At 36.8% G+C, this 16,768-nt stretch carries 16 protein-coding genes, 1 tRNA gene and 3 pseudogenes; 9 read left to right on the forward strand and 11 right to left on the reverse strand.

Going from position 1 to position 16,768, the window contains the following annotated elements; translation table 11 throughout:
- The first annotated feature begins 4 nt into the window (after nt 1-4).
- The 7 genes and pseudogenes from BSU00_RS13375 (at nt 5) to BSU00_RS08020 (ending at nt 4,736) form a co-directional block, all read left to right on the forward strand.
- Entirely contained in the window at nt 5-220 is a 216-nt protein-coding gene (locus tag BSU00_RS13375; RefSeq protein WP_233188658.1) for a hypothetical protein, read from the forward strand.
- Nucleotides 211-1,707 (forward strand): cell surface protein SprA, encoded by a 1,497-nt coding sequence (gene sprA, locus BSU00_RS13380; protein ID WP_304466015.1) that lies wholly within the window; start codon nt 211-213, stop codon nt 1,705-1,707. The genes BSU00_RS13375 and sprA overlap by 10 nt, the downstream gene beginning before the upstream one ends.
- Before the next feature lie 31 nt (nt 1,708-1,738).
- Nucleotides 1,739-2,119, forward strand: coding sequence for a glycine cleavage system protein GcvH (gene gcvH / locus BSU00_RS08000; RefSeq protein WP_105003875.1), 381 nt, complete (start codon nt 1,739-1,741; stop codon nt 2,117-2,119).
- Nucleotides 2,120-2,251: 132 nt separating this feature from the next.
- Nucleotides 2,252-2,518, forward strand: a pseudogene (locus tag BSU00_RS14015) (VanZ family protein); the annotation flags it as partial.
- A gap of 11 nt (nt 2,519-2,529) precedes the next feature.
- Complete coding sequence (locus BSU00_RS08010; protein WP_105003877.1) at nt 2,530-3,252, forward strand: energy transducer TonB; 723 nt, start codon at nt 2,530-2,532, stop codon at nt 3,250-3,252.
- 104 nt (nt 3,253-3,356) lie between these two features.
- Nucleotides 3,357-4,103, forward strand: a complete 747-nt coding sequence (locus BSU00_RS08015; RefSeq protein WP_105003878.1) for an energy transducer TonB — start codon at nt 3,357-3,359, stop codon at nt 4,101-4,103.
- Between the two features lie 48 nt (nt 4,104-4,151).
- Nucleotides 4,152-4,736, forward strand: coding sequence for an acyltransferase (locus BSU00_RS08020; protein WP_105003879.1), 585 nt, complete (start codon nt 4,152-4,154; stop codon nt 4,734-4,736).
- A 147-nt stretch (nt 4,737-4,883) separates the two neighbouring features.
- On the opposite strand, the gene BSU00_RS08025 is transcribed toward BSU00_RS08020, so the two are convergent.
- From BSU00_RS08025 to msrA, 11 genes and pseudogenes are all read right to left on the reverse strand, one after another.
- Complete coding sequence (locus BSU00_RS08025) at nt 4,884-5,672, reverse strand: LacI family DNA-binding transcriptional regulator (RefSeq protein ID WP_369820306.1); 789 nt, start codon at nt 5,670-5,672, stop codon at nt 4,884-4,886.
- Nucleotides 5,636-5,917 (reverse strand): LacI family DNA-binding transcriptional regulator, encoded by a 282-nt coding sequence (locus tag BSU00_RS14020; protein WP_369820297.1) that lies wholly within the window; start codon nt 5,915-5,917, stop codon nt 5,636-5,638. The genes BSU00_RS08025 and BSU00_RS14020 overlap by 37 nt, the downstream gene beginning before the upstream one ends.
- 57 nt (nt 5,918-5,974) lie before the next feature.
- Nucleotides 5,975-6,967 carry a mannosyltransferase gene (locus BSU00_RS08030; protein ID WP_369820298.1) on the reverse strand — a complete coding sequence of 331 codons (993 nt, stop codon included), beginning with the start codon at nt 6,965-6,967 and terminating at the stop codon, nt 5,975-5,977.
- Entirely contained in the window at nt 6,948-7,334 is a 387-nt protein-coding gene (locus BSU00_RS14025; RefSeq protein WP_369820299.1) for a hypothetical protein, read from the reverse strand. The genes BSU00_RS08030 and BSU00_RS14025 overlap by 20 nt, the downstream gene beginning before the upstream one ends.
- A pseudogene (locus BSU00_RS08035) lies at nt 7,335-8,767 on the reverse strand (cellulose synthase family protein).
- Nucleotides 8,768-8,823: 56 nt separating this feature from the next.
- Nucleotides 8,824-9,516, reverse strand: a complete 693-nt coding sequence (locus BSU00_RS08040; protein ID WP_105003880.1) for a glycosyltransferase family 2 protein — start codon at nt 9,514-9,516, stop codon at nt 8,824-8,826.
- Between the two features lie 199 nt (nt 9,517-9,715).
- Entirely contained in the window at nt 9,716-11,338 is a 1,623-nt protein-coding gene (locus tag BSU00_RS08045; protein WP_105003881.1) for a 4Fe-4S binding protein, read from the reverse strand.
- A pseudogene (locus tag BSU00_RS08050) lies at nt 11,335-12,683 on the reverse strand (NAD(P)/FAD-dependent oxidoreductase). Before BSU00_RS08050 ends, BSU00_RS08045 begins: the two are co-directional and overlap by 4 nt.
- A 111-nt stretch (nt 12,684-12,794) precedes the next feature.
- Nucleotides 12,795-13,844 (reverse strand): arsenosugar biosynthesis radical SAM (seleno)protein ArsS, encoded by a 1,050-nt coding sequence (gene arsS / locus BSU00_RS08055; RefSeq protein WP_105003882.1) that lies wholly within the window; start codon nt 13,842-13,844, stop codon nt 12,795-12,797.
- Between the two features lie 53 nt (nt 13,845-13,897).
- Nucleotides 13,898-14,233: an arsenosugar biosynthesis-associated peroxidase-like protein gene (locus BSU00_RS08060; protein ID WP_105003883.1), complete on the reverse strand. Its 336-nt coding sequence runs from the start codon at nt 14,231-14,233 to the stop codon at nt 13,898-13,900.
- A 111-nt stretch (nt 14,234-14,344) separates the two neighbouring features.
- Entirely contained in the window at nt 14,345-14,836 is a 492-nt protein-coding gene (gene msrA, locus BSU00_RS08065; RefSeq protein ID WP_105003884.1) for a peptide-methionine (S)-S-oxide reductase MsrA, read from the reverse strand.
- Between the two features lie 166 nt (nt 14,837-15,002).
- On the opposite strand from msrA, the gene BSU00_RS08070 reads away from it, so the two are divergent.
- Nucleotides 15,003-15,075 (forward strand) — tRNA-Met (locus tag BSU00_RS08070).
- A gap of 111 nt (nt 15,076-15,186) precedes the next feature.
- Nucleotides 15,187-16,512, forward strand: a complete 1,326-nt coding sequence (locus tag BSU00_RS08075) for a tyrosine-type recombinase/integrase (RefSeq protein WP_233188660.1) — start codon at nt 15,187-15,189, stop codon at nt 16,510-16,512.
- Nucleotides 16,513-16,768: the final 256 nt, after the last annotated feature.

Below are 16,768 nucleotides of genomic sequence, written 5' to 3' on the forward strand. Positions count from 1 at the left end.
TCCCTTGAATAAGTTTCCGTTTTTAGGATTTGTTTCAGCAGATTATGGTTATACTGCAGACTTTGATTGGCAGGGAACTTCACAGAGTCCTATATACAACGACGCTGGTGAGGTAGTGGGCGATATAAAGGATAAAATTGGGAATATGATTCAGAATGCCAATACCCACAACCTTAATACTGCTATTGATTTTCAAAAATTTACAAAGCTATTAAATTAGAAAATCTCTTTGTAAAACAACCTAAAAAAGGGCCGGTGCAAAAAGGGTCGTTAAAAGCAAAAAGTACTGCTGCTTCTAAGGAAGTCAAATTAAAGAATAATGCAAGTTTTGGACAAAAGGCACTCAAAGGGGTGTACGATGTATTGACTTCTGTTAAAAGAGCCAAAATAAACTACAGCCAAAACAATGGTACTTTACTACAAGGATATATTCCTTCGGTTGGGTTCTTAGGAAGAAATAGTTACAATGGAAGTACGGCTCCTTCGCTTGGTTTTGTATTTGGAAGTCAAACCGATATTTTAAACAATGCAATTGCTAACAATTGGTTGGTTACCAGAAATCCAAACGATTCCACCGATACGTATTACAACAAAAACTACGGAAAAACCAAAAACTCCAAATTAGACTATACGGTTTCTGTAAAACCCTTGAAAAGTTTAACCATAGACCTTCGCGGAAACAGAATTAAAACAAGTAATATTTCTCAACAGTTAGACATTATTAACGATGGATTTGGAAGTTTTGCACAAAACGAAAATATTCGAGCTTTTGAAACAGGGAACTATAGCATAAGTCATTTTATGTTAGGAACTATGTTTGCGAATAGTGATAATTTGTATCAAAACTTTAGAGCTTACAGAAGTACGATTGCCAATCGCTTATACGATGAAACAGGTTTGCCTCGTCCATCCAACCCGAATGACCCAGCGTTTCAAGAAAATGGGCAGCAAGTGATGCTTCCGGCATTTATCGCTGCATATTCAGGAAATAGTCCTAACTCGGTAGACACTGGTATTTTTAGAAATGTTCCAATACCAAATTGGACCCTGCGATACAATGGCTTTATGAAGTACAAGTGGTTTAAGAAAAACTTTACTTCCTTTACCCTTTCACACGGCTATAGATCTTCCTATACCATAGGAAATTATACTAATAATTTACAGTATGAGTTTGGAGAAGCAAACACCTCCGGAAACTTTCAACCGGAATTGTTAATTTCGTCTGCAACTTTAATTGACGAATTTTCACCGTTAATTAAAGTAGACTTTAGAATGAAAAATTCACTTTCCTTTAAAGGAGAGGTGCGCAGAGATCGAAGTTTAACGTTAAATTTTAATAACAATACCATTACCGATATAAATGGAACAGAATACGTATTTGGTTTTGGATATAAGCTAAGAGATGTTAAATTTGTAACCAGATTTACAGGAAAGAAAGAAACCATGAAAGGGGATATCAATTTTAGAGCCGATATTTCTTTACGTGATAACATAACATTAATACGCAGTGTCGACGAAGAGAACAACCAAGTAACCGGAGGAGAAACGCTTTTAGGAATAAAGTTTTTAGCAGATTATAATTTGAGCAGTAACTTAACAGCGTCATTTTATTACAACCATCAAACTTTTAACTATGCAATATCTACCACCTTCCCTCGTCAGGCAATTAATGCAGGAATTAACATCGTTTACAATTTAGGAAATTAACATTAATAACAATAAAAACACACACAATACAATGAACATTCCATCAGAATTAAAATATACCAAAGACCATGAATGGGTATCGATTGAAGGAGAGATTGCAACAATAGGAATCACAGATTTTGCACAAGGTGAACTCGGTGACATCGTTTATGTAGACGTAGACACACTAGACGACACTTTAGATATTGAAGAGGTTTTTGGTTCTGTTGAAGCAGTAAAAACGGTTTCTGATTTATTCATGCCTATTGCTGGAGAGGTAATAGAGTTAAATGAAGCCTTAGAAGATGAGCCAGAATTAGTAAATTCGGATCCTTATGGAAAAGGATGGATGATTAAGGTTAAAATCTCAGACACTGCGCAAATGGAAAGTTTATTATCAGCAGATGCTTATAAAGAACTTATTCAAGGATAGAAAAATTTGGGCTGTAATAGCAATACTAATTACTGTTAGTATTGCTGTTTTAAGCCTCGTTCGACTTAAACCACCTTCAGTTTCCTTTACAAATGTAGACAAGATTGGTCATGCAATTGCTTATTTTGTCCTTGCTTTTGCATGGTTTCAGGTTTTTGGGGTCAAAAAAAGCGCCTTTTTTTAGTATTTATTTGTTGCTTTCTCTACGGCATAATTATTGAGGTATTACAAGCAACAACAACGAATTACAGGTCAGGAGAGTTTTATGATATTCTCGCAAATTCTTCAGGAATAGCAGTAGCATTAGCAGTAATGGTAGCTTTTTTTCAAAAAAAAAGACTATTTGAAAAATTACTTTGTAAAAGTCGAAATAAATTATTTAAATTAGCGAACTATTAAAAACGTATAGGATGGAAATTAAGAAAAATCCAAAATCAAATCTAGAAAATTACAGCAAGCTTTTTGTGCAGTTAGGTTTGGTTTTAGCTTTGTTTGTAACATATGTAGCGATTGAGAACAAAACATATGATAAGATAATTGGAGAATTAGGTATGGCAGATATGTCTGCAGATATTGAAGAAGAGACAATTGAAATACAGCCAGAGCCACCAAAACCAAAACCAAAAACTCCACCACCACCAGCTCCTGAAAAGATAGAAGTTATTGAAGATGAAAAAGAAGTTGAAGAAACGATCATTGAATCTACCGAAACGGATGAAACAGAAGCCGTAGAGGTAGAAGAGATTGAAGAGGTAGAAGAAGAGGAAGAAGTAATAGAAGACGTTCCTTTCTCGATTATTGAAGACGTTCCAGTTTTTCCTGGATGTAAAGGATCTAAGGAGGAAAAGAAGGCCTGTTTGAATAAAAAAATGAACCAACACGTGAAGCGTTATTTTGACGCAGAACTTGCAAACGAATTAGGATTGGCTCCTGGTAAGAAAAGAATATATTTAATTTTTAAAATTGGTAAAACCGGAGAAATTGAAGATATAAATGCGAGAGCACCGCACCCAAGATTGAAAAAAGAAGCGATACGAATCGCTAAAAAGTTACCTAAAATGCAACCTGGTAAACAAAGAGGACGTCCTGTACGAGTTGGGTATACGCTACCAATATCGTTCAATGTAGAATAAATAGTTCATTTTATATATAGTTAAAAGCAATCCACTTCGGATTGCTTTTTTTATTGGCATATTTCTTGTACTGTTTATATCGATTAACATAATTTATAAGCACTATGAAAAAAGTAAAAAAATATCCAAAAAATCAGCTTGAAAAGTTTTCTACCCTATTTACACAACTAGGTTTGGTTCTAGTTTTATTGGTAGTTTATCTTGTTTTAGAGTACGAAACAGTACCTAAAAAAGCCATTGCTTACTCCAATACTAGTGTACTCGAGGAAGTTTATTCGATACCCACGCCTGTGGTATTAAAAAAGTTACCTAAAAAGGTAGTACAAGAACAAAAAGTACCAAAAAAAATGCTTCCGAAGGTTGTGCCGTTAGACCAATTCGATAGTACGAAGGAGGAAAATCTTCTGCAAGAACCACTTCCACTTAGCACAGAAGTGGAGGGTCTTTTGGAGCATCCGGAACCAGAAATTATAGACGCGGATGATGATCCTGAACCGGTGTTGCTCATGCATTTACAAAAAGCACCAATATTTCCAGGTTGTGAGGGGTTAACAGAAGCACAAGCCAGAGAGTGTTTAGAACGTAAAATAAAAGCACATGTACGTCATTATTTCGATGCAGCAATTGCACAAGAAGTTGGTATGAGCTCTGGTACCTATAGAATTTTAACCCAGTTTGTCATTGATAATAACGGTGAGATTACAGATCTTCAGATTCGAGCGCCGCATGCAAAACTAAAGAAAGAAGCCACGAAAGTGGTAGATAAGCTACCGAAATTTACACCAGGTATGCAAAACGACAAACCGGTTAAAGTTCGCTATAGTTTACCGATTACCTTTCGGGTAGAATAGCAAGGAAATGCCGTACTATTGCCAATACTTTTTTTACATTTGTGTACTATGAGTGAAACAAATACATATTTTTCGCACGAGACTGCCGTTATTGATCCGGGATGCGAGATTGGACCAGGTACTAAAATTTGGCATTTTACCCATGTGATGCCGAATTGTAGTATAGGACACAATTGTAATATTGGTCAGAATGTGGTGGTATCTCCTCAGGTTACTTTGGGGAATAACGTAAAAGTACAGAACAATGTCTCCATCTATACTGGAGTACACTGTGAAGATGATGTGTTCCTTGGACCATCTATGGTTTTTACCAATGTTATCAATCCTCGCAGCGCTATCCAAAGAAAAGACGCGTTTCAAGAAACCATCGTAAGAAAAGGAGCCAGTATCGGTGCTAATGCTACTATTGTATGCGGAAACACCATTGGTACCTACGCGATGGTTGGGGCAGGTACCGTAGTTACCAAAGACGTATTGCCATATGCGTTGGTAGTTGGTAATCCTGCCAGACAGATAGGATGGGTTAGTGAATACGGACATCGCCTAGATTTTTCCGCGAACAATGAAGCTATTTGTCCGGAGTCTGGTATGAAATATTTACTTAAAAATAATATACTCTTAAAGAATAGTTAAAAAAAATGATTTTTATTTTGCACTTTGAAAAAGATTTGTATATTTGAAACGTGGTTGAAAAACCACTTTCTTTTTCTTTTTCATAGCAATTTTTCCCACTCAAATTTTGAGTGGGTTTTGTTTTTTATACCCTTTAAAATTTCCGGTTTATTTAGTTACTAATGGTCGAGACGATTCCCTAACAACGAGATCTGTTCGGATTACTTTGGTCTCTGTGTTTTTTTGTAGATTCTTTTTCTCTAATCTACTAATAAGCATCTCTGCGGCTGTAGCTCCCATAATTTCACCATGTTGGCTGACGGTAGTCATTTTTGGGTCGGAATGCCGCGCTAGAATACCATTAGAAAAAGAGATAATAGAGCAATCTTCAGGGATTCTATATCCCTTGCGAATGGCTACTTTCATTGCCGCTACCGCAGAAGATTCATCAGTAGCAATAACGCTGTCAATTGCATGTTGTTTAAATATTGGCGTAAGGATCGATTCGTATTTCTTGTAATCTTCCTCTTCAATATTAATAATTAGATTTTTATTTACCGGCATATTAATGTCTTCAAGACCCTTTAAGTAACCTAAATACCTTCGTTCGCCAATTTTTAGTTTGCTCATGGTAGAGACAAATGCAATGTTTTTATGCCCAGTTCTGTGCAGGTGTTTTACTGTATTTACTGTAGCTTCAAAATCATTGGTAATGACTTTATCACAATCGATATGCGGTGCAATGCGATCAAACATTACAATTGGAATACCATTATTTATAGTATTTTCAATATGCGTGTAGTTTTTTTTCAGCAAGGTTTCTTCTGCCAAGGATAAGATAAAGCCATCGATACTTCCATTGGAAAGCATGTTAATAGTTTCTACTTCTTTGTCGAAGGACTCGTTAGAAATACAAGAAATTATTTTATAGCCTTTTTGGCTTGCAACTTTTTCGATTCCTTTGAATACTTGCGCAAAAAATAGTTGAGCATATTTGGAATGATAATTCCAATAGTTTTTGTTTTTTTACTCTTTAAGCTTAAAGCGGTAACGTTAGGATGGTAGTTGTGGGCTTTAGCGTACTTTTTGATTTTTTCTTTGGTGGTTTCACTAATCTCATAACTATCATTCAAGGCCTTTGAAACTGTTGATATAGAAACATTTAAGGCTTTCGCGATATCTTTAATAGTGAGTTTTTTCATAAAACATTAAAAAGTTTATAACAATATTACGAAAATCGTAGCAAATTCTTTCAAAAACTATCCTTTGCTTTTAAGCAACTTATTTTTACGACCTTTAAATTCCCAATACATGTATATAAATAGAATGCAATACTCTGCACCGACAAACCATAAATTTTCTTGCCATGGCGTGTTTGCATAGGTTTGGTAGCTTAGTACGATAACAAAACTCCATACCAAAGGATATTTGTAGCTGGTAAATATCGACAACAGTACAAGAGTAGCAAGATACCACGGATGAACCGTGGTAGAAAAGAAATAGTAAAATGTGAGGGCAAACAGCATGTGTTGTAGCAGTACTCTCATAGAACTACGGTTACTTTTAAAACTTAAATAGCTGAGAAATCCAACGGTAAGAATTGGTAGAATTTTACCTATGGTTGCAATTTCATTATAGCCTCTAAAGGTATATCCAATTGCCCTAAATAGATAATAGAAACTAGCGTTAAATTCAAAATTATTAAACCACAAACCCACCGATGCGCTATAATTTGCAATAAGTGCTTTCGATAAGAACGGAGCAAAGGTTAACAGCACTGTGCCAAAAACGACAAGGTAAAACCAAAGTAATTTTGAAAGCGCTTTAGTCTTATGTACAGCACCCTCCATAAAGTATTTGGCGAATAAGGGTAAAAAAAGCAGAGGAATTAATTTTACACTTACCGAAAATGCTAAAAAAATGGCAGCAGTAATCCACTTGTTTTTTTGTAACAAATACAAACTGTACACTAAAAAAAACAACAGTACAGCTTCAAAGTGTAAATTGCCAGTTAGTTCAATAATGACGAACGGATTTAAAGCATAATAAAATAGGTTTGCTACAGGTAGTTTTAGTTGTAAGAGAAGTTTTCTACCTATCACAAGTATTCCTATTTCCGCTGTAATAATAATAAGTCGTAGCACCACTGTGGCACCCATAATACTGTGTTCCGAAAGTACTGTCGCAATCCAAAAACAAAACTGATTTAACGGAGGGTAATTGGTGTAATGACTACCGTTTAAGGTTCCCATCTTCGTAGAGTGCCTTGGCTTGCGCCACCGGAAATTGCTGGTTTTGAATAAAGGTTTCCGGTAAATACACATAAGGATTTAGTCCTTCGAAAAGCATTCGTCCATCCCAAATAAATCGGTAAAAATCTTGGGATAAATTAGGTATAGCAACTATAAAAAGTATTCGCAATACTATGGCTGCTATTGCCAAAAAATAGAAGTTACCTCTTTTGTGGCGATACAACAGATAAGACGTTATAAAAAGACCTGTCCAGGAGATACAGAGATTTAGAAACGAAGTTCGATCGACAAAATAGCCGAAGAATACGTATTGTAATCCTAATAGAAAAACAAGAAGCGGTGCCGTATGTTTTTTAAAAACAAGCATTTAGCTTTTAGAAAAAATAGAGCTCAAAAAAACAAAACTGAAGCCTATACATAGCATAAGGTGGAAGGGGAACAGTCCAAAGTCGCCTCCATCTTTTCCAACCACAAAAGCACTATACATTCCAAAGGCAAAATACAAAGCAAGTAGGCCTTCAAGGACAACATGAGAAGCTATATTTTTTTGGAGGTATTTATTATCCTTCCAGGAATCCCTTATATTTTTAATATTGAACTTAGGCGTTCGAACAAAGTCGCTTTTTTTACCCGAGTGCCCTTCTAAAACAGCAATCGTATTATGTAGCGAAAACCCCATGGCTACAGTGAAAAAAGAGAAAAAAGAACCAGTGTACTTCAAAAAATCCTTCCAGCTCTCTCCGTAGGTTGCTTTATACATATGCCAATAGCAAATAAAAAAAATAACGGTACTACTTGCAAAAAATCCCATTGCGATAAAGTAACCCTTTAAATTTTCATGTTCGTTTTTTATGTATAGCACAGGAACGCTCAGTACTGCAACAATAAAAACACAGGTGAACATAGAGCTGTTTAGCAAGTGCAAAATTCCGTGAATTTTTGATTTCACACCCATGTGCTTATGGATCAAAATTCTTTTGAGCATCTTCTGAAAATTTTCTGCTCCACCTTTATTCCACCGAAATTGTTGCGATCGTGCAGCGCTGATGACCACAGGAAGCTCTGCTGGTGTTTCTACATGCTCTAAATATTTAAATTTCCAGTTTTTTAATTGTGCTCTATAGCTTAAATCTAAGTCTTCTGTTAAGGTATCTCCTTCCCAATTTCCTGCATCGAGAATACACGCTTTTCGCCATATACCAGCAGTGCCGTTAAAGTTTATAAAATGTCCTTTACTATTTCTACCAACCTGTTCTAAGGTAAAATGCGCATCCAGAGCAAATGCTTGAATTTTGGTAAGGATGGAGTAATTTCTATTTAGGTGTCCCCATCGCGTTTGCACTACGCCAATTTCTGGATTTTTAAAAAAAGGGACGGTTTGTAACAGCCAACTTGGTTTTGGTAAAAAGTCGGCATCAAAAACTGCGATAAATTCTCCCTTTGCCTTTGCAAGCCCTTCTTTTAAGGCTCCCGCTTTGAATCCATTTCGGTTATCCCTGGTTAGGTGTTGAATGTCAATACCAGTTTTTTGCAGTTTTTCAATATGTTTTTTTGTCGTTATTAGAGAAGCATCGGTGGAATCATCCAGCACTTGAATTTCTAATTTTTCGCGAGGATACTCTAATTTTACAATAGTATTCAACAACCGCTCCATCACATACATTTCATTATACACTGGCAATTGTATGGTAACCATTGGTATTTCTTCAGAACGGTTTATATCCAACGCTGGCGTTCTATCTGGTTTTTTTTAGCGCCTAAATAATTAACAAGTAAATTTAACTGCGCTATGGCATACATAAAAATCAATACTATAGCGATGGTGTATACAACTAAAATACCATACTCTATTACGCTCATTTTGTACTGTATTTAAAAATCCATCCTAAAATTTTGATTCCTGCTAAAATTGAACCTTTTACCGTTCCTGATACTTTAGAAACGCCAATTCTATTGCGGTATTTTACTGGTATTTCTTGATAAGTTAAACCTTGTTTGATAGCTTTTAATTGCATTTCAACAGTCCAACCATAGGTTTTGTCTTCCATATTTAAAGCGAGTAACTTTTCGTATTTTATTGCTCGGAAAGGGCCTAAATCGGTATAGTTTGCATTAAATAAAGAGTGCATTAACCTCGTGGCTAACCAGTTACCAAAAATTTGTTGCGGAGTTACGGCACCTGGTTCTCGCAATGCTTTAGTTCTCGCCCCAATAACAAAATCTATATTGTTCTGAACAATAGGAGCAATAATAGCGGTGAGTTGCTCCGGATAGTCGGAGTAATCACCATCCAAGAAAACAACAATATCTGGCGGTAGTGCTTTATTTTCCAGATAAGCCATTCCTTTCAAGCAAGCATAACCATATCCTTTTCTTACTTCTGATAAAACGGTTGCACCGGCCTCTCTTGCATTTTTTGCAGTATTATCGGTCGAATTGTTGTTTACCACAATTATTTCATCCACAACAGTAGGGATGTCTTTGATAACAAAAGCAATAGAATCCTGCTCGTTGTAGGCAGGAATTATAACGTTAATTCGCGGTTTCATTTTTGGTTACTATCCTTTTCATTTTTTACTGTTTAGCAGTATACGATGCTCGTTTTTGCAATTATTAGCATAAATTTTACGCTAGAAATTACAAATTTATTACTGCGAGGAATAGGGCATAAAAGTAGCAATATTTGTACGATTCTTCTTCTATAAATAGGTTTCTTTTTACAGACAGAAAAGGACCGTTTTACCGCTGTTATTTGTCGTTTAAGAGCTGTAGTAAATCCACATCATTACCCAGTAAAATTTCTGTTGGATTGATGCGTCCTTTTTCTGGTCCGTTTTCTAATTTAAGAACCCCTCTCGGACATACCGCCGAACATATACCACAGCCTACACAACTAGCGCGAACAATATTTTCTCCCTTTTGCGCATAAGCTCTAACATCAATACCTTGTTCGCAATAGGTAGAACAGTTTCCACAGGAGATGCACTGTCCGCCGTTAGTGGTAATTCTAAATCGAGACTTAAAACGTTGTACCACTCCCATGTAAGCGGCTAACGGACAACCAAAACGACACCATACGCGGTTTCCAAAAATAGGATAAAATCCTGTGCCAATAACACCGGCAAACCAAGCACCTACTACAAAGCTGTAGGTGTCTTTAATCCATTGGGAAGAGATACCTAAAAACGAATAGGCACCGGTAAAGTAACAGTACAAGGTAACAGTGGTCATTACCAGAGAAAAAACCAAAATACTGTGAATTAGCCACCGTTCTAGTTTCCATGCCTTAAGTGATTTATCGGAATGTTGTCGGTAGGGGTCCCCTAAGGTTTCCGCAAGACCACCACAGCCACACACCCAGGAACAATACCATCTTTTTCCAAAAAAATAAACCATAACAGGAACAATTATTACTGTTAAAACGGTTCCCCAAACTAAAATAAATAGACCTATAGCACCAGAGTTTCTTAGATTTTCTAGGTTCCATTCAAAAAAGAAATCATAGTCTAAAGGAAAGGCATTTTTAAAATCATAACCAGGCATGTTTAAACTAGCCATTAGCTCCGGGATTAAAAAAGCAAATACAATTTGGAAAAATAAAACAGAAGTTGTTCGAATAATTTGGTATTTGTTATGGCGGTATTTAATGTACATTCTAATGGCCATTACTAGCATGACTATGCAATATAGAAACCCATAGACAAACCATTGGCTTGCAGGATTACCATTTAAAAAAATACTGAATGGATCTAAAATAAAGGTCCAGTTAACCAGGTAGTCGGGTAGAAAATACAATGCCAGGTAAAAAACAACCAAGTAGAGTAAAACAAGCCAAGCGATCCATCCTCTACTGGTGCTCGCATGGACGTAAATACCGTCATTTTTAATTCCTTTTGGACCAAGTAGTATAAGGTCTGGTAGAATATACATTACGCCGCCAAGAATACCGAGACCAAAGGTTAGTATCCACAACAGCATTGGATTATTTTTCACAAAACCAGTGCCTACTTTTTTGGCGAGTTCAAAGCTTATGGTATGGGGTTTGTCGTAAATTATATATTGGTATTGTTCTCCTTTTTTATCCCAATTTTTTTCGGCATCGTACCTTGCAATTTGCTGCTCATAATGTTGGTTTGCAGCCGCTACTGCAGTTTGTACACTTTTGGAGAATTCAAAGATGGAAACTTCCTTTTTACCTGCTAAATTTTCCGTTAGAAAATCTTTAATATATTCGTTTTTATATCCTTTTTGCGCTAGAAAGGTATCGATGTCTTTCGCTGTGGTATGGAAATCTCCAAAAAGAACGGTCCCTGAAAAAATTACTAAACCAATTAAAAACAAAAAAAGACCAATATTTTTTATTGTTTTCATAAGGAATTACTATTAAAAATTTGCTTCCAGCTCTTTTTCTTCAGTGGAATCTTGGTGTTGTTTTCTGCGTTGTACTTTTGCAGTATTTCTCGTTCGAAGGTTTTGTAAAATTCCGGGTCAAAATTTGCATTTCGCAGGTTTTGCAATACGTAAGAAACAGCTTTTTTCTCTCGAAGGACTCTATCAAAAAATGCATGTCTTAATCGAATTCCTAGCGTATTAATGCCCAAGAACTCTTTTGTGTTTTTATCGTAATTTACATGGATACATTTTTTATCATCGTTATGTATCCAGTAGAATCTTTTTTCGTTCTCCTGTGCTTGCGGAGGAATCCAACCGTAGGTTTGGTATTCTATGTTGAAAAACTTTGCAGAGTTAAACCAAGGACCAGGTTGGTATTTGGTACGATTTCCACAGATGGTCTGCGCCACTGTCTCTCCCATCATTCTTCCGGTATACCATACGGCTTCAATTGGTCTTCGTTTTGCAAGTACCTCTGTTTGTTCTGCACAATCGCCAATGGCATAAATATCAGGTATATTCGTTTCTAAATATTGGTTTACTACAACACCCTTAGCGGTTGCTATGTTAGCATCTTTGAGAAAGGCAATATTAGGAGAAACGCCTGCGGTTAGCCCAACTACACTGCAGGGTATTTCTTCTTCAGTTTCTTTAATAACTACTGCGGTTACTTTGTTATTCGCATCGGTTTTTATTTCTTTTAAGGTAGTGCCAAGTCTAAGGTCTATGTGGTGCTCTAAAATCTCTGTATTGACTATACCCGATTCCTCTTGTGGTAGCACACCATTCCAGAAGCTAGATTCTCGAACTAAAAAGGTAACCGGAATATTTCTGCTGTAAAACATTTCTGCGAGTTCAATACCGATTAATCCGCCTCCTACAATAACGGCTCTTTTACAAACTGTATTGTTGGGAGCAAGCTGTTCTAATTCTTCTAGATCTTGTTTGTGGTACAAACCTAGAACACCTTTTGCGTCTTCTCCTGGCCATCCAAATTTGTTTGGTTTGGACCCTGTGGCAATAATTAATGAATCATAGGCTATTGCGGTGCCATTTTGTAATACAAGCGATTTATTCGATGTATCTACTGCGGTTACAAGTCCTTTTTGCAGGGCTATTTTATTTTTCTTCCAAAATTCTTTTTCATACGGCTGGGTGTGCTCAAATTTTAAGTGTCCCATAAAGACATACATCAATGCAGTTCTCGAAAAAAATATTCCGTTTCGTTCGATATTATGGTTATTGAAGCATCGGAATATTTTCGAATATGTCTTGCTGCAGTTACTCCCGCGATACCGTTACCAATAATTACAACATGCTGCATTCTAAGAAATTTATTTTTACTTAGGTCGTGCCTAAAGGTACTAACTTAAAATTTTGCTTGAGTTTAGAATCAGTATAAATAGTGTAGCGACTCTAAAAATCGTACTAAGTATTAGGCAACTGTTCCCTGACAACTGCTTCCAGAACCTGCGGTACAACCATAACAATGCTGGTGTATGCTAATGTTTCTTTCTAGTAGTACTTTTTCGTTATAGGTACCAATATGCTGCACGTTGCTGGCTACCTTTAGATTTAGCATTTGGTTAAAGTCACAATCGTACAAAAAACCATCCCAGCTTACCGAGATAGTATTGGTACACATTACATTTGCAACAGCGGCAGGATTAAAGGCATCCACCAAGGCATGCATGTAGTCTTCGTAATTTTCAGAGGCTATTAAATAGTCTAAAAACCTACTGATTGGTAGGTTGGTTATGGCGAAAAGACTGTTGAAAGAAACGCCAAAATCCTTTTGTAATGCCCTTTTGAAATCTTTTTCCATGGCCGATTGATCGCTTGGTAAAAATGCGCCGGAAGGATTGTATACCAAATCCAATTCTAACCCAGATCCCTGTATTCCATATCCAATGGCATTTAGTTCTTGGAGTGCTTTGATAGAAGCTTCAAAAACACCGTTGCCGCGTTGCTTGTCTGTTTTTCCTTTGGTCCAGTGTGGCATGGACGATACCACATGAATGCCGTGCTTTTTAAAAAATAATGGCAAGTCGTAAAACTTTTTGTTTGCTCGTAAAATCGTAAGGTTAGAACGCACAATAAAATCTTGTATTCCAACTTTTGAAGCTTCTTCTACAAACCATCTAAAATTAGGATTCATTTCCGGAGCTCCTCCTGTAAAGTCGAGGGTATGTGCTCCTGAATTTTGGATCACATGGAGGCATTGTTCCATGGTTTCTTTGGTCATGATTTCCTTTCTATCGGGGCCGGCATCTACATGACAATGGGCACAAACTTGGTTGCACATGTAGCCCAGATTAATTTGCAGAACCTCCAGTTTTTTTGGTTGTAAGGGATATTGGTTGGTCTCCTTTATTTTTGCTGCAAACGTAGGAAGTTCTTCCGTAAAAATACCACCAGATAACAACTCTAATTGCCGCTGGGTATTTGCCAAATCGTTATTTCTTGCTACTAGTGATTTTTTCATTGTGCTATCCGCTTTCTATACTATATTCGATGCCTATGGTTATTACATTGGCATTACATTTCCAATTTTTGCACCTTTTTCATCATTTGCACTCCATGTACAAGTGTAGCACCACTTTTTATGGCTGCTCCTACATGTATGGCCTCCATCATTTCTTCTTTGGTAACCCCGCGTTGTAAACCGTCTTTGGTGTATGCGTCAATACAGTAAGGACATTGCTCTGTATGTGCCACTGCCAAAGCGATTAAACTCTTTTCTCTTGCCGTTAAGGCTCCTTCTTCGAATACTTTTCCGTAGTACTCAAAAAATGTAGAACCGAGTTCCTCGCTCCATTCTGTTATGGAACTGAATTTTCGTAAATCGGATGGATCGTAATAGGTTTTAGACATACATATGTTTTTTGTAGTAGATTGTAAAATTACTGTTTTCTTAACAAGAAAATAAATACCCTAAAGAGCAGAAACACGTTTTTAGGGTATTTAATTTATGGTGAGGTTTTTTTATAAAAAAGTTTCAAAACGCTCAAAATGACAGGTGTAACCGTTCGGATTTTTAACCAGGTAATCTTGGTGGTAGTCTTCTGCAGGCCAGAATTTGCTATAGGGCTCTAAAGTAGTTACAATTTTACTAGGCCATCGGTTAGAAGCATCTACTAGTTCTATCATTTCCTCCGATTGCTTTTTTTCTTCTTCGTTTTGAAAGAAAATAGCAGAGCGATAGCTAGACCCTCGGTCATTTCCTTGGCGATCTACGGTGGTCGGATCGTGAACTCTGTAAAAATAGTCTAGAATCTCTGTAAAGGATGTTTCTGTAGGGTCATAGGTTAGTTCGATACCTTCTGCATGCCCCGGATGATTTTTATAGGTAGGATTGTCATTTTCGCCACCGATATAGCCAACTTCGGTGTCTTTAATACCCTTGCGCGTACGAAACAAATCCTCCATACCCCAGAAGCATCCTCCTGCTATATATGCTTTTTTATACGTATTCATAATTGTTGTTGTTTTGCTATGGTAAAATTACGTGAAATACGAAGTATTTTCAAGGCATACCTTCCTAATATTTTGATAAAGTTGCAAAAAGCTACGAAAATGCCATAAAAAACTGCACATAATTCTTGTTACTCTTAGATAAAGTTGTATATTTGCCCTCGCAAATCGCGGGATAGAGCAGTAGGTAGCTCGTCGGGCTCATAACCCGAAGGTCACAGGTTCGAGTCCTGTTCCCGCTACAAGGCGTAAGCTACTGAATTTAAACGGATTGTTACGGAACAATCCGTTTTTTTATGTCCATAACTTTCTTACTTTTACGTACCGTAAACGCTACCGTAAACGTTTTTGATATGAAATTGAATTTTTCTGAGCCTAAAATCTACACTGGGGGAGTGTTGATTTCGGAGTGGTCTAAACTGTCTCGTACCCAACAAAAGCAGGCTTTATCTAAGGATTGGTTTTTGTATTATTCTTTTCGAGATCCTAAAACCAAACGCCTAAAACGACAGCCGCACATCAAGGCTGGCGTAAACAAATTTAAAACCAAAAAAGAACGCATCTCGTTTTTAATGACTTTGCAAAAGGCTTTGGTAGAACTTTTAAAAGCAGGTTTTGATCCTTACCAAGACAATACCGAACTAAAACGCAAGTTTTTTGATACTGAAGAAGCTCCTGCGGTACAAGAAATTATTCCCGAACCGGTACAAGCTCCGGTTAAAAAAGTGCGTGCTGCTAAAAAGGTAAAAGCAAGATCAAAATCAAAAACAAAGAAAGCACAGGAGAAAACCTGCAAAGAAGCCATTGCTTTTGCCATGGAGTTAAAGCAAAAGGTAATGAACCAAAACACCTGGTCGCGTTATCGCAGTAGAATCGGAAGGTTTGGTATATGGCTTACCGAAAACGGATTTATAAACCAACCAATCACTAGCATAGAAAAGAAAGACATGAGCAGATATCTCAACGAGGTACTGCAAAAAACAAGTGCTATAAACAGAAACAACACCCGTACGGACTTGAGTTCTTTATTTCAGGTAATGGTAGATAACGAACTGTTACAGGATAATGTTATCAAAAGAATACCGGTATTAAAAACCACACCAAAGCGTAACAAGACCTACACCCCAGAGATGGAACAAAAACTGTATTCGTATTTGCAAAGCACGGATCCGAGTTTGTATTTGTTTGTGCAGTTTATCTCCTACAATTTTTTGCGCCCTATTGAGGTATGTCGATTGCGGGTAGAGGATATTGATGTAAAAGACAAAAAGCTATATGTAAAGACCAAGAACCAACCGATAAAGACCAAGATTATTCCGGATATCTTATTACAGCAATTACCCGATATGGAAGGTGTGGATCCGAAAGCCTTTTTGTTTACCAAACATGGCTTACTGGGTAGTTGGAAGGCACAAGCATCGCATAAACGTGGAGAATTTACCGGAAGGTTTAGAAAGGTAAAAGACCACTTTGGATTAGACGATCGATATGGTCTGTATAGTTTTAGACATACCTTTATTACCAAACTATACCGAAAAATACGGGAGACCAAAACCCCATTTGAGGCCAAAAGTCAGTTGATGTTAATCACCGGACATACTAAAATGGAAACCCTTAGCCATTATCTCAGAGATATTGATGTAGAATTACCCGAGGATTATTCTTCGTTATTGCAATGAAGTAGGTAAAAAGACTATTTTTTTAAATAAAAAGGGGTACCGTAGGTAACTTTATCGTGCACTAGCCTACTTTATCGCGGTGTAGAGTGTCGTAGAGTGAATTAGCCGAACTAGCCTACATTAGAGTCACACGCTTTATTTTATTCCTTGTATACTTCGCCTGTTTTTCAATACAGAATAGAATTTGGATGCAAAAGTGGTATATCAAGTAGTTAAAATGCTCCCTAAAAGTGAGCAAAGGATACTATTTGGTATA

The sequence above is a fragment of the Tenacibaculum sp. SG-28 genome, assembly GCF_002954385.1.
Taxonomy (GTDB): domain Bacteria; phylum Bacteroidota; class Bacteroidia; order Flavobacteriales; family Flavobacteriaceae; genus Polaribacter.

Bases quoted from the DNA above. Each gene is read 5' to 3' on its own strand.
- BSU00_RS08010 (WP_105003877.1), top strand. From the start codon at position 2,530: ATGGAAATTAAGAAAAATCCAAAATCAAATCTAGAAAATTACAGCAAG.
- gcvH (WP_105003875.1), top strand. From the start codon at position 1,739: ATGAACATTCCATCAGAATTAAAATATACCAAAGACCATGAATGGGTA.
- BSU00_RS08040 (WP_105003880.1), bottom strand. From the start codon at position 9,516: ATGAAACCGCGAATTAACGTTATAATTCCTGCCTACAACGAGCAGGAT.
- arsS (WP_105003882.1), bottom strand. From the start codon at position 13,844: ATGAAAAAATCACTAGTAGCAAGAAATAACGATTTGGCAAATACCCAG.
- msrA (WP_105003884.1), bottom strand. From the start codon at position 14,836: ATGAATACGTATAAAAAAGCATATATAGCAGGAGGATGCTTCTGGGGT.
- BSU00_RS08030 (WP_369820298.1), bottom strand. From the start codon at position 6,967: ATGGGAACCTTAAACGGTAGTCATTACACCAATTACCCTCCGTTAAAT.
- BSU00_RS08075 (WP_233188660.1), top strand. From the start codon at position 15,187: ATGAAATTGAATTTTTCTGAGCCTAAAATCTACACTGGGGGAGTGTTG.
- BSU00_RS14020 (WP_369820297.1), bottom strand. From the start codon at position 5,917: ATGAAAAAACTCACTATTAAAGATATCGCGAAAGCCTTAAATGTTTCT.
- BSU00_RS14025 (WP_369820299.1), bottom strand. From the start codon at position 7,334: ATGCTTGTTTTTAAAAAACATACGGCACCGCTTCTTGTTTTTCTATTA.
- BSU00_RS08020 (WP_105003879.1), top strand. From the start codon at position 4,152: ATGAGTGAAACAAATACATATTTTTCGCACGAGACTGCCGTTATTGAT.
- BSU00_RS08045 (WP_105003881.1), bottom strand. From the start codon at position 11,338: ATGAAAACAATAAAAAATATTGGTCTTTTTTTGTTTTTAATTGGTTTA.
- BSU00_RS08060 (WP_105003883.1), bottom strand. From the start codon at position 14,233: ATGTCTAAAACCTATTACGATCCATCCGATTTACGAAAATTCAGTTCC.
- BSU00_RS08015 (WP_105003878.1), top strand. From the start codon at position 3,357: ATGAAAAAAGTAAAAAAATATCCAAAAAATCAGCTTGAAAAGTTTTCT.